The sequence below is a fragment of the Chitinophaga japonensis genome (genome assembly GCF_007830125.1).
Classification (GTDB): Bacteria; Bacteroidota; Bacteroidia; order Chitinophagales; family Chitinophagaceae; genus Chitinophaga; species Chitinophaga japonensis.
This window is the reverse complement of the sequence record NZ_VLLG01000004.1, coordinates 67,947-81,037: the sequence shown is the minus strand read 5'-3', so window position 1 is coordinate 81,037 and position 13,091 is coordinate 67,947. Positions and strand designations below refer to the sequence as shown.

9 protein-coding genes are annotated in these 13,091 nt (G+C 52.9%); 2 read left to right on the top strand and 7 right to left on the bottom strand.

Annotation, left to right across the window (positions count from 1 at the left end):
• Positions 1 to 5: 5 nt before the first annotated feature.
• The 7 genes from LX66_RS17375 to LX66_RS17345 form a co-directional block, all read right to left on the bottom strand.
• Positions 6 to 575 carry a hypothetical protein gene (locus LX66_RS17375; RefSeq protein ID WP_145715908.1) on the bottom strand — a complete coding sequence of 190 codons (570 nt, stop codon included), beginning with the start codon at positions 573 to 575 and terminating at the stop codon, positions 6 to 8.
• A 6-nt stretch (positions 576 to 581) separates the two neighbouring features.
• Positions 582 to 1,676 (bottom strand): hypothetical protein, encoded by a 1,095-nt coding sequence (locus LX66_RS17370; RefSeq protein ID WP_145715906.1) that lies wholly within the window; start codon positions 1,674 to 1,676, stop codon positions 582 to 584.
• A gap of 3 nt (positions 1,677 to 1,679) precedes the next feature.
• Entirely contained in the window at positions 1,680 to 3,881 is a 2,202-nt protein-coding gene (locus tag LX66_RS17365) for a TonB-dependent receptor (protein ID WP_145715904.1), read from the bottom strand.
• A 205-nt stretch (positions 3,882 to 4,086) separates the two neighbouring features.
• On the bottom strand, positions 4,087 to 4,536 hold the full coding sequence (locus LX66_RS17360; protein ID WP_145715902.1) for a hypothetical protein: 450 nt from the start codon (positions 4,534 to 4,536) through the stop codon (positions 4,087 to 4,089).
• 342 nt (positions 4,537 to 4,878) lie between these two features.
• Positions 4,879 to 5,571 (bottom strand): translation initiation factor IF-3, encoded by a 693-nt coding sequence (gene infC, locus LX66_RS17355; RefSeq protein ID WP_145715900.1) that lies wholly within the window; start codon positions 5,569 to 5,571, stop codon positions 4,879 to 4,881.
• 102 nt (positions 5,572 to 5,673) lie between these two features.
• The gene (thrS, locus tag LX66_RS17350) at positions 5,674 to 7,614 is read right to left on the bottom strand and encodes a threonine--tRNA ligase (protein ID WP_145715898.1); all 1,941 of its coding nucleotides are present in this window, start codon (positions 7,612 to 7,614) and stop codon (positions 5,674 to 5,676) included.
• Between the two features lie 125 nt (positions 7,615 to 7,739).
• On the bottom strand, positions 7,740 to 10,118 hold the full coding sequence (locus tag LX66_RS17345; protein WP_244620442.1) for a TonB-dependent receptor: 2,379 nt from the start codon (positions 10,116 to 10,118) through the stop codon (positions 7,740 to 7,742).
• A gap of 287 nt (positions 10,119 to 10,405) precedes the next feature.
• On the opposite strand from LX66_RS17345, the gene LX66_RS17340 reads away from it, so the two are divergent.
• Both LX66_RS17340 and LX66_RS17335 read left to right on the top strand, forming a co-directional pair.
• Complete coding sequence (locus LX66_RS17340; RefSeq protein ID WP_145715896.1) at positions 10,406 to 12,370, top strand: ABC-F family ATP-binding cassette domain-containing protein; 1,965 nt, start codon at positions 10,406 to 10,408, stop codon at positions 12,368 to 12,370.
• A 20-nt stretch (positions 12,371 to 12,390) separates the two neighbouring features.
• On the top strand, positions 12,391 to 13,077 hold the full coding sequence (locus LX66_RS17335; RefSeq protein ID WP_145715895.1) for a response regulator transcription factor: 687 nt from the start codon (positions 12,391 to 12,393) through the stop codon (positions 13,075 to 13,077).
• The last annotated feature ends 14 nt before the right edge of the window (positions 13,078 to 13,091 follow it).

Here is a 13,091-nt window from a genome sequence, read left to right as displayed (position 1 = left end):
TTATTTTAGAGATGGGGGATTTTTTTCAGGTCCCTGGCCCTGAAGCGGAACACGACAGGAGGTATTCCCAATATCTTATCCGCATATACAAACCGGAAATCCTGCGCAGTGATACCGGGGCCGGTTACTGCACCCTCAAACACCACCATAAACTCCGTCCGGTGTTTACTACCGCTGGCTATTCGCTGGTAAATGACACAGGGAATGGTATCCCCTTTGCCCGTTACCAGCATAAAGTCGTTCATCATGTTGAAATCCAGGTACGCCAGCGTATCCGCCTTCGGCTCAAAATCGTTCCCCTGCAGCACGAACCTGAAGTACGCGAAGCCTTCATACTTGCTGCGGTCTTCCTTTAGCACCGCGGCAGATGGAACGCGGCCATGCGCGGCCAACACCTGCAGGTCGGGAGGCAGGTACTGAATACGGATATCGTACTGCGGCAGGTGCATTTCCTGCACAAGCCCATGTGAAGGGTTTTCTACATAGGCTACCAGTTGCTCCGGGGAATGCCCGCAGCCGAAGCACAGTATCAGCAGTACCAGCATCGCTGGTCGGATGAAACAGGATCGCATCATTCCAAATTATTTTTCCTGGTAAACAAACCGCAGGGTCAGCTCCTGGTTGGCAACGTTTTTTACTTTCAGCAAATACTGGCTCCCGTCCTCAAAAGCACCCATTCGCGACAAGGGCAGGTTTACCTTATTAAGACCGTGCTGCATATTGATACGCGGCAACTTCCTGATAACTTTTCCCGGATCAGCCAGGTCAACGATCTCATAGTCCAGCTTGCCAGCTTTATAATCATTATGGAAAGAAAAGCGCAGTACGCCGCCGGCAATGTAAAAATTACGGTCGCTGCCGGGCTTCAGCTCCCGGTAGCTGCTCTCCGGGTTGCCGGGAATACTGTCCTCGCAATGTATCGTGAACGTCCATATCTCCGACTGCGTGATCAGCGTTCGGCCGCTATGCGCGGTCACCTGCCAGGCATACACCTGTTCCTGCTGCAGATCGGGCGACTGCACGGGATAAATAAGGTTGAACTGGCGCAGGCCTGCCTGGTTGATCACCGGGGTATTATTGGCCAGCGCTTCTGCCGGGTCCTGTTTTTCTTTTACAGGCACCACTACGATGCGGTAGCGCATATCTGCCTGCAGGGGCATAGGCGGTTGCCAACTGAAATTAGGCCGGCGATTGCAGATCTCCGAACCGTCATAAGGGTCTACCAACAACAGCGGCGTTGTGGGCTGCAGCATATGCTGGAAGCAATTCTCATATATTTCCGGTGTGCCACCCGGCTTGTAGCCGGCCAGCGTCAGCTCAAAACAATATTCATACTCTCCTTCCGGGAATCGGCCTGTCTGGTTCAGCAGCGCGGCGGCGGGGCTTTCGCCAAAACGCAGGGTACTGTTGGCAAATATGCCCTTGTTCAGGTTGGTTACACCGGGATATACGGTTACCTGCGGCACCAATATGGATACTACGCTGGCCCCGCTCCCGTCGTTTACCGCAATACGCAATTCACCTTTCAGCCCGGCGCTGCCACTGTTTATTACCTGCACAAAGCTCAGGCCGTCCAGCGTTTGCCCGTTCAGCGCCGGTTGGTAGCTAATGGTCACCTGCGCATGCAATGTACCTGACAGGATCAGTATCAGTAGGGAAACAAATATTCTTTTCATCGGTCAAAAATTATATTTCAGGCTCCAGTCGGCCCGTATCAGGTCATTATAATAAGCGGCACTTTGTTCAATATTGGTCCGCACATCTATGAAAAAGCTCAGGTCCAGGTTACGTATAACCATAGCGGTAAGTGTCTGCCGGGCGCCCAATTGTTTATACCAGCCGGTGGCGCTTGTATAATTGAGGGCCGAGCTGGCACTCCATTTTTTTCCCAGTTGCCAGGTAAATCCTGCGTCCGTATTATAGGAGGAGTTGAGATAGGCCAACCCATCCGGGTTGCGGGCATAGTTATACGTATTGTTCCAGTAAAGCAGATGCCCAGTAATGGCTATGCTCTGCAGGGAGGTGAACGTCAGCGTTTTAACACCCGTATACTGCGTGGCCAGCAGGTAACGGCTGCTGCTATAGGCTATATTGAACATATTGCGATAAAAGGCCTGTCCTACCCGTCTTTGCAGGTTCAGCTTCACGGTAACCCGGTCACTGGCATTCTGCAACAGGCGGGTACCGGGCATTACCTGGACACCGCGCACCGGCTGGTATTTCAGGCTTAGCTGCTGTCCGCCAGGCAGTTTCAGGCGCGCATCTGCCAGGTAGGAAAAATGCTGCCATTTGCGATCCGTGAGATTGCCGTATACGTATTCCCGTAAGTCACCACGCAACTGCAGCACCAGCTTTCTCTTCCACCAGGACTTACGAACACTGAGCATGCCCTGCCGGGTGCCTCTTGCCAGGAACGGGCTGCCGGGATTATAATAGCCGGCCGCTACATAGGTAACGTCTGCCCCTATGTTCAGCCCGGCTTTATCGAAATTACCTCTGTATTTCAGCATGAGGGCGATGCTTTGCCCCAGATTGTCATTACTGAAAAGCCGGCCCAGGGCAGACTTTCTGCCGGTAGTATCGCTGCCATACGCTGCCTGGTCATATACGGTGGCAGACCGGGATACTTCCAACTGCAGGCTGGAGCTTTCGTCTATATTAAAACGGTTGCTCAGGCCCAGCACCAACGTAGACCGGGAAGGCATATCGAAAGTGCGGCCCTCCGTTAACGCTCCGGACTGCTTAAATGAAAACAGCGACAAATGGGTATGATTGCCGTCCAGCGCCCCCCGGCCAACCCGGATGCCGCTGGCGGTGTGATCATTTTGTGTAAGCGGGGAGAACACAGCACGGTCGTACAGGGCATTCAAATCCCGTTCCTTCCCTACCAGCAGGAACAGGTACTTGTTATCCTTCAATACTTCCATACTGACGCCGCTGTGCAGGTAGCTGTTCAAGGACAAAGGGCTTAAGGACACGGTCTGTTGTCCCAGGTTCAGCTTTTGCACGTTCATGAAAAACTTTTCCAGGCCGCTTTGTGGCAGATGTTTTGCTGCCAGCTCTTTTACGGACTCAGGGTCGTCCATCATTTTTTCGTACCGGCGTAAGCGCTCTGCCTGTTCCTGTACCAGTTGCTTGTTAAGGCCGGAAAGGTCATATTGCTTCCTCAGTTCCTGGTAACGCTTGTAAAAGTCCACCAGTTTATAATAGGCAGCGATCTCCTTTTGGAGTTTGGAGGCTTCCTGCCGCTCCTTCAGCGAGCCCCCCCGCTTTTCCAGCAGTTGTTTCAACCGGGCCTCCTTCTCCTTTATGATCTGGCTGTAATCCGCGCTGAGTATGGACCTGAACTGCCCGCTCACATCCTGCTGCACGTAGTCCTGCACCGTATCCAGGCCTTCCATGGCTTCGCCATACTGGATAGTATACGCCTGTTTCATGGAATCCATGGCAGCTTTCACAGCGTTGTTCGTCCTGTTTTTAGCTTCCTCCAGTAGCTGGTCTTTAGGAACAAGATCGTCTACGCCCAGGCGTTCCTTTAACTGCCTGCGGTAATTGTCCAGCAGCCCCTCCCTGTCAAACCGTACCTGCCAGGTATTATTATAGGCGTGCGCAGGGTAAAAGTAGTCCTGGCGCAAATACTGCAGGGCAAGTGGCAGCCGGGCCACCCGTATGCCAGCATTCAGCTTCAGGCCATTCAGGTAATAATAGCCCCCACCGAAGTAGTTTTCAGCTACCTGTCCCTCATTTTCCATACTAACCTTTTTACCGGAGAGTATTGCTTTAAGACCTGCCTGCTTTTTGTCCTGGGCCTGGTTAACGGTACTGTAAAGTAAGAAGCATACCTGCACAAGGCGCATCAGCACGCTACCACTGCATTTCATAGGAACGGGTTATCATACAAAGTTGTGTTATAGGGTATAGACGTATATTATAATTTCAAATGTATAAATTAATTTTAATTAAAAAAAGTTTTAATCCAATAAATATTCGATGCCCTCAGCAACGACCCACAAAAAAAACCGCCCGGTTCTTCCCCGGACGGCCTTTCAACTTCAAGTTATGAGACATTACACCGAATAGTTCTTCCTAATGCTTACCGGCAAAAATAGACCAGTGATCTTCGAAAGGAATATAGATGAAATCCTTGCCGGTACGGGCTTCCTTCCATTTATCGCACAGGTCGTGGTAATAATAGAACTTGCTGTAGTTGTTATATTTCGCGTTTACCTTGTAGATGTACAGGTTATACTGACCGTTGGTGCTGCAGGTGCCCTTTTCCACGTTAACGGAGCTGATGGCCAGCTCCCGCATGGCGGCGGCCACCACGGGATTGCATACACTGTTGTTTTTAACGGAGGGCGCCGTATTGCAATCCACTACAATATAGCTGTTGTACTCCTCCGGGTTCAACTGCGGGATCACCAGGGAGTCAATCAGGCGGTTCAGTCTTTTCAGTTGTGCTTCTTTTTCATAAAAGCTGTTCCTCAGGTATTCCTCTTCCGTTACCCCTTTACAGGAAAACAGGAACGATGCCATAACGCATACGGATAGCAACGAAGCAACTTTTTTCAGATTTGGCTGCATACTGCAAGATTTAATAGTTAGTAATGCACGGAACGCGGTTCAGGGTATTTTTAACAAGTACTGGTGATTGTCCCGGAGATCACTGATTTTGGTTCATAGGCTCTTGCTGTAGTTCATAGGTGGCATGTCCGGTCAAATGCAGACCTGGTAAAAATGTGACAGGGCAAATATACAAATATATTTTAATAATATATTAAAATAATTTATTTGTATAAAATTTATATGAGCATAAAAAAACCGTCCTGATCATCTCAGGACGGTCTGTATACCACTAACAGTAATCTTATTCGGAAACTATGCCTTGCGCTCCGGCTGCTTGTTTTCCACCGGGCGGGGTGCAGGCTGCTCGCGGTTTTCCCGCGGCTCACGGGGCTCTCTCGGCTCCTTATCCTTATCCTTTCCACCGCCTTCCTTCTTCTTGGCGGCTTTGGGAGCGAAAAAGGCGATCATACGCTTGCCTTCCATGGAGGGCATCCCCTCCAGCATGCCTACTTCAGACAGGCGGTCGGCAAACTTCAGCAGTATCAGTTCTCCCCGCTCCTTGAACATGATGGCGCGGCCTTTGAACTGTACATAGGTCTTTACCTTATTGCCCTCTTTGAGGAACTTTTCCGCATGCTTGGCTTTGAAGTCGAAGTCATGATCGTCCGTATTCGGCGTAAAGCGGATCTCTTTCACCTCGCTTTTATGCGCCTTGGCCTTCATCTCCTTCTCCTTCTTCTTCTTATCGTACAGGAATTTATTATAGTCAATGATGCGACATACTGGTGGAGTGGCACTTGGGGATATTTCTACCAGATCCAGGCCCTGCTGCTCAGCCATATGCAAGGCTTCATCTGTCCGGTAAACGCCTGCCTCAACATTATCTCCCACTAATCTGACTTCCGGCACACGTATCATTCTGTTGGTACGATGTTCTTGCTGTTGTTCCCTCCGAAAGTTCGGGTTTCTCCCGCGGTTAAAATTTGGTCTGGGTGTTTGTTGCATTAAAAAAATAAAAAATTAATTAATAAAAATCCTTCCCTGAAGTTATTCTTTTTTGCGATCAATTCACATAAATACGCAGCAATAAATATACCCGGAATGAATTTATTCAAAAGGTTTCCTGTTGACAACTTCATCATTTACAAGACCGATAAACTGATCCAGGGTCATGGTACCCAGGTCTCCTTTGGCCTGCCGCCTTACCGCCACTTTTTCATCTGCGGCTTCCTTCTCGCCCAGCACCAGCATATAAGGCACTTTTGCCAGCTCAGCCTCCCGTATCTTCTTCCCTATCTTCTCGTTACGGTCGTCTATTTCAGCGCGAATTTCAGCATTTTTTAACAATTCCGCTATTTTTTCTGCATATATTAAGCTTTTATCGCTGATAGGCAGCACCTTCACCTGGGTAGGCGTAAGCCAGAGGGGGAATTTACCGGCGCAGTGCTCTATCAGCACGGCTATGAACCGCTCCAGGGAGCCAAAAGGCGCCCGGTGTATCATTACGGGGCGGTGCTTCTGGTTGTCGGCCCCGATGTATTCCAGGTCAAAACGCTCCGGCAGGTTGTAGTCCACCTGGATGGTGCCCAACTGCCATTTGCGGCCCAGGGCGTCCTTCACCATAAAATCCAGCTTGGGGCCGTAAAAAGCCGCCTCCCCGTACTCTACCACGGTGTTCAGTCCTTTTTCCTGGGCGGACTCGATAATGGCCTGCTCCGCCAGGTTCCAGTTCTCATCGGAGCCAATGTACTTGCTCCGGTCCTCCTGGTCGCGCAGGGAGATCTGCGCCGTATACTCCGTAAAGCTCAGGCTACGGAACACGTACAGCACCAGGTCTATCACTTTGATGAACTCCTCTTTCACCTGGTCGGGACGGCAGAACAGGTGCGCATCGTCCTGGGTAAAACCGCGCACGCGGGTCAGGCCGTGCAGCTCGCCGTGCTGCTCATAGCGGTACACCGTGCCAAATTCGGCAAAGCGCACCGGCAGGTCCTTGTAGGATTTGGGCGAGGCCTTATAGATCTCGCAGTGGTGGGGGCAGTTCATGGGCTTCAGCATAAACTCCTCGCCTTCCTCCGGCGTATGGATGGGCTGAAAGCTGTCCTTCCCGTATTTCTCATAGTGCCCGGAAGTAATGTACAGGTTCTTGTTGCCGATATGCGGTGTTACCACCGGCTGGTAGCCGCTTTCCACCTGGGCTTTCTGCAGGAACTGCTGCAGACGTTCCCGCAGCATGGCGCCTTTGGGCAGCCACAGGGGCAGGCCCAGCCCTACCCTTTCGGAAAAGGTGAACAGCTCCAGCTCCCGGCCCAGCTTGCGGTGGTCGCGCTTTTTCGCCTCCTCTACCAGGGTCAGGTATTCGTCCAGCTCCTTCTGGTTAGGGAAAGTAATGCCGTAGATGCGGGTCAGCATCTTGTTCTTTTCATTACCCCGCCAGTAGGCGCCGGCAATGTTGGTCAGCTTGATGGCCTTGATAAAGCCCGTATTGGGTATATGCGGGCCCCGGCACAGGTCCGTAAAGCCGCCCTGGGTATAAAAAGTAATGGTACCGTCCTGCAGATCGTTGATCAGCTCCAGCTTATATTGATCGCCTTTTTCAGTGAAGTACTGCAGGGCATCCGCCTTGCTCACTTCCTTGCGCTGGTAGGTATTTTGTTGTTTGGCCAGCTCCGCCATCTTTGCTTCCAGCTTTTTCAGGTCCTCATCGGAGATGGCCTGGCCGCCCAGGTCCACGTCGTAATAGAAGCCGTTCTCTATAGCGGGGCCTATGCCAAACTTTACGCCCGGGTACAGGGCTTCCAGCGCCTCCGCCATCAGGTGGGCGGAAGAGTGCCACATGGTAGCCTTACCGTCCGCATCCGTCCAGGTGAGCAGTTGCAGCGTTGCGTCTCCGGTAATAGGACGGGTGGCGTCTGTCACCTGCCCGTTCACCTTTGCTGCCAATACTTTACGCGCCAGCCCTTCGCTGATAGACTTGGCAATATCCAATGCTGTTATTCCTGGTTCATACTGGCGGACTGCGCCATCGGGAAAAGTAATGTTGATCATATGATTCTATAGCTCTTAGCAGTTGGCCACGTAGCCGCCTGGCTTTAAATAAAATAGCTTGCGAAGATACAAAATTTCAACTGTTATTAGTTTGCAGCAGGGAATAGTGAAGGGTTCACCTTTCACTAAAACTTAAAGTTCCAGGTCACCGACGGTATGATCGGGAACAGCGATACCTGCCGGGCGCGGAGGTTAAGGGTATTGCCCAGTAAGTTCCCCGTCTGGTCAAAGTACAGGAAGTACGGGTTCATACGGCTGTAGGCGTTATAGATGGAAAAGGCCCAGGAGCTTTTGAACCGGCGCTCCGGGTGGCGGTTGGGCGTATACACGGCGGAGAGGTCCAGCCGGTGGTAAGGCGCCATGCGGTACCCGTTAATGTCCCCGTAATCGGATACCAGGTTGCCCTCCACCATATAGAACTTTTCCGGCAGCGTGGTAGTATTGCCGGAGCCGAATACAAACACCCCGGAGAGGTGCCATTTCCGGGTCAGCTCATAGTTGGCCACCAGCACCAGGTCATGCCGGCGGTCGTACTTGGCGGGGAATTTTTTTCCCTCGTTCAGGTCGGGAAACTTCCGCCAGGTCCAGGCCAGCGTATATCCCAGCCAGCCGGTAAAGCGGCCTTTGGTCTTGTGCACGAACAGCTCCGCGCCGTAAGCCCATCCCTTGCCAAACACAAAGTCTTCCTCGGGGTCGGTTAAGGAAGGCGTGTAGCCCTGCCGGTACTCTATCTGGTTTTGCATGTCCTTGTAGTACGTTTCCAGGGAGGTTTCCCAGGTATTGTCGTCAAAGTTGCGGTAGTAGCCCAGGGTATACTGCCAGGATACCTGCGGCTTTACCTTGTAGGTGCTGGGCACCCAGAGGTCCGTAGGCAGGGTGGTACCCGCATTGGTCACCAGGTGAATGAACTGGTAATTGCGGGTGGCGGATGCTTTCAGGGAGTTCTGTCCATTCCAGGCGTAGCGCAGGATAGCACGGGGCTCAAAACCGCCGTAGGACCGTACCTCCTCCCATTTATCATACACGGTGCTGTCTGTTTTCACGCCGCTGGCATTCTTCACATAACGGGTATAGGGCCCTATCTGCATAAAGGCGCTGTAGCGCACCCCGGCGTTCAGCTTCAGTTGGGGCGTGATCTCCCAGTCGTCCATGAAGTACACGGCGGCCTCGTGCGCATATTTCCGGAAAGCATTGTCCGGGTTGAAGTAGGTGCTGTCCTGCCGGCCGGATGCGGAATAGGGCGTAAAGCGGTGATAAATGTAATTCCCGCCGAACTTGATATGATGGCGCTGGCTGGCAAAATAATCGAAGTCCAGCTTGCCGTTCCCGTCGCTGATACCGGATGACAGGTGGATGTCGAAATTGTTCTGCACGCCGGAAAAGCTGAAGCGGTAGTCGTTATAGATCAGGGAGGTATTGGCAAACAGCTTTTTGCTGAATACGTGGTTCCAGCGGAAGGTAGCCGTGGTATTGCCCCAGGGAATATTGGCGTCGAATGTGCGGGTGCCGCTTTCGAAATCGAACACATCACGCCCGAAGTAGCCGCTCAGGTAAATACGGTCCTTATCGGAAAAAATATAGTTGGCCTTTACGTTCAGGTCGTAGAAGTAATAGCCGGACCTGCCATAGTTGCTGTTCTCATCCAGGAAGGGCTTCACCAGCAGGTCTACATAAGTGCGGCGACCGGAAATGATAAAGGAGGATTTGTTCTTTTTCAGCGGCCCCTGTACGGAAAAGCGGGAGGCTATCAGGCCGATGCCGCCCTCTGCCTGGAACGCCTGGTTATTGCCTTCCTTCATGTTCACGTCCACCACGGAGGAAAGGCGCCCCCCGTAGTTGGCGGGCATGCCGCCCTTGATCAGGGTGGTGTTGCGGATAGCGTCGGCATTGAAAATGGAGAAAAAGCCGAACAGGTGGCCCGTGTTGTACACCGGCGCTTCGTCCAGCAGGATCAGGTTCTGGTCCGGGCCGCCGCCGCGCACGTACAGGCCGGCATTGCCCTCCCCTGCCGCCTGTATGCCCGGCATCAGTTGCAGGGTCTTCAGCACGTCCACCTCCCCCAGGAAGGACGGCAGTTTTTTGGCGTCCGCGGTGGATATTTCCACCCGGCCCATTTCCGTGCTTTCCACGTTCCGGTTCTTCCGTTGCCCGGTCACCACCACTTCCTGCGCCTGGTAGGCGCGCGGGGCCATCAGCATGTTCAACTGCAGGTCATCCTCCAGCCGGATGCTGCGCTCCTGCTCCACGTAGCCCAGGAAAGAGCAAACGATGGTATACTCCCCGGCCGGGAGGGTCAGTGCATAGTAGCCGTAGGCATTGGCCTGCACGCCATGCAGGCTGCCCTTTACCTGTATGGTAGCGCCGGTAAGAGACTCCCCGTTGGTAGTGTCCCGCACGTATCCGCTGATCGTAAATCGTTGCTGCGCCCGGGCCGGCAACAGCAGGCACATGCAAAACATGGACAGCATGGCATACCTGAGCAAATGAAGATATGGAATAGACATATTCATGATAAAACCCCACGGTTCTTTACTGGATGCGGCGGCCGCCTCCCGGTTTTTCAAAATGCTCTTCTGACAACAATAAATACTTGTACCCTGTAATGATCGTTCGCGGACTGCACGGTTTGCTGACAGGTTCTCATAGGTATATATTACTGATTTTTCAACGCACAAATTCTCACGGGCAAAGATAATATAATGTGTTGATGTGCGTATCCCCACATCTGCACTTTAGCACATTAATAATTACCTTTGCGTGTTTTAATTAACAATTATATATAATTGCCGCTATGCTGATTGCGCTACAGGACATTACTTTTGAATTCGGAGCCAGAACCATTGTAGAAGACGCTTCCTGGCATATCGTGCCGGGCGACCGCGTGGGACTGATCGGGCTGAACGGCACCGGGAAGTCCACCCTATTAAGGATCATCAACGGGGAATATTCCGTATCCAAAGGCAGCGTGAACAAGATCCGGAACCTGAGCATCGGCTTCTTTAACCAGGACCTGCTGAGCTTTGAAACAGACGACTCCATCCTGTCCGTGGGCATGACCGCCTTTGCGGAAGCGCTGGAGCTGGAAAAGGACATAGAGCGCATTACGAAAGAGCTGGAACATAACCAGACCGAGGCCCTGCTGCACGAGTTCAGCGACAAGCTGCATGCTTTTGAGGCGCTGGACGGTTACAACATGCGCCACCGTACCGCGCAGGTGCTGGAAGGCCTGGGATTCAGCACGGCAGACCTGGAACGCCCCTACAACGAATTTTCCGGCGGCTGGCGCATGCGCGTGCTGCTGGCCAAACTGATATTGCAGCAGCCTGATGTGCTGATGCTGGACGAACCGACCAACCACCTGGACCTACCCTCCATTGAGTGGCTGGAAAAATACCTGCAGGGCTACGCCGGCGCCGTGATCATCGTATCCCACGACCGCTATTTCCTGGACCGGATGGTGAACAAGATCGTGGAGCTGTACCAGCAGCAACTGCACCACTATACCGGCAACTACGAGGATTACGAGCAGGAAAAGGAGCTGCGCCGTGAAATGCAGCAACGGGCCTACGAAAACCAGCAGGAGTACATCCGCCAGCAGGAACGGTTCATTGAACGGTTCAAGGCCAAAGCCACCAAGGCCGCCCAGGCCCAGAGCGCCATGAAGCGGCTGGAAAAGCTGGACCGCGTAGAGCAGGTGGATGGCGGCCCCTCCCGCATCCGCATTAACTTTAACGTAGACAAGGTGCCCGGTAAGATCCTCTGCACCCTGCAGGACGTTTCCAAAAAATTTGGCGATATCACCGTACTGGAGCATACCGGCGCGGAAATAGACCGCGGCGACAAAATAGCCCTGATAGGCGCCAACGGTAAGGGCAAGTCCACCCTGCTGCGCATTATTGCCGGCACGGAGCCCATGGAAGGCAACCGCATACCCGGGCATAACGTGGTAACCTCCTTTTACGCCCAGCACCAACTGGAGGCCCTGCATATGGACTACGAGATACTGGAAGAGCTGAAGTCCGCCGGCAGCGGCCGCACCGAGCTGGAGCTACGCTCCCTCCTGGGCTGTTTCCTCTTTACCGGCGACGACGTGTTCAAGAAGATCCGCATCCTGTCCGGTGGAGAAAAAGCACGGGTGGCCCTGGCCAAGACCATCATCAGCCAGGCCAATTTCCTGCTGCTGGATGAACCCACCAACCACCTGGATATGAACTCCGTACAGATGCTGATTGATGCGTTAGGAAAATATGAAGGCAGCTACGTGCTGGTATCCCACGACCGCTATTTTGTGAGCCAGACGGCCAACAAGATATGGGAGATCGTGAACGGGGAGATCAAGGAGTTCAAAGGCACCTATGCCGAGTGGGAGGAATGGAAAAAAAGGCAGGCGGCTGCCGCCCAACCACCCAAACCGGCCAAAGGCGAGAAAGGTAAAAATAAAGGCGGCAATAATGCCGGCAGCCAGGATAGCGCCCCGGCAACTGCCAGCGCTCCCGCCAAAGGCGCCCCCATCAACAAGGAAGCGCAAAAAGAGCAGCAGAAGCTGCAGCGGCAGTTCCAGCAACTGGAAGACACCCTGGCCAGGCTGAATGAAAAGAAGGCCGCCCTGGAGGCCACGCTGGGCAACCCGGACCTGTACGGCGACAAGGACAAGTTCCGGCAGACCGAGGCGGACTACCAGCAGGTGCTGCAGGAACATGCCCGAACCAACCAGCAGTACGAAGAGCTGTTCGAGAAATTAATTAACAATGAATAATTAATTATTAATTCCAAGGAATGCAGAAGATCCTGGTGGTAGAAGATGAAGTTAAAGTAGCCAACGCTGTTAAAAAGGGGCTGGAAGAGAACGGCTTTGAAACAGACGTGGCCTACGACGGGCGCATGGGCAAAAGCCTGGCGTCCGGCAACCACTACGACCTGGTGATACTGGACCTGAACCTCCCCTACAACAACGGCTACGAGATATGCGAAGTGATACGGCGCAGGAACAACCGGGTGCCTATTATCATCCTCACCGCCCTGGGCGACATGGACGATAAAATGCAGGCCTTTGAGCTGGGCGCGGACGACTACCTGGTAAAACCCTTTGACTTCCGCGAGCTGCTGGCCCGCATCCGCGTGTTCCTGAAGCGCGCTGGCGCCGATGTGCAGCAAAGCAGCCTGTATAAAATAACGATCGCCGACCTGGAAATAGACCGGGAAAAGAAAGAGGTGACCCGGGGCGGCAAAAAAATTCCGCTTACCGCCAAGGAATACCAGCTCCTGGAATTCCTGGCGCTGCACAAAGGCAAGGTCATTTCCAAGCTCACCATCGCGGAAAAGGTGTGGGACATTGATTTTGATACCGGCACCAACGTGATAGAGGTGTATATGAACTTCCTGCGCAAGAAGATAGACAAGGATTTCGGGCAGAAATTACTGCATACTAAAACAGGCATGGGGTATTACCTGGGAGAGGAATGATGTAAGATGTAGGA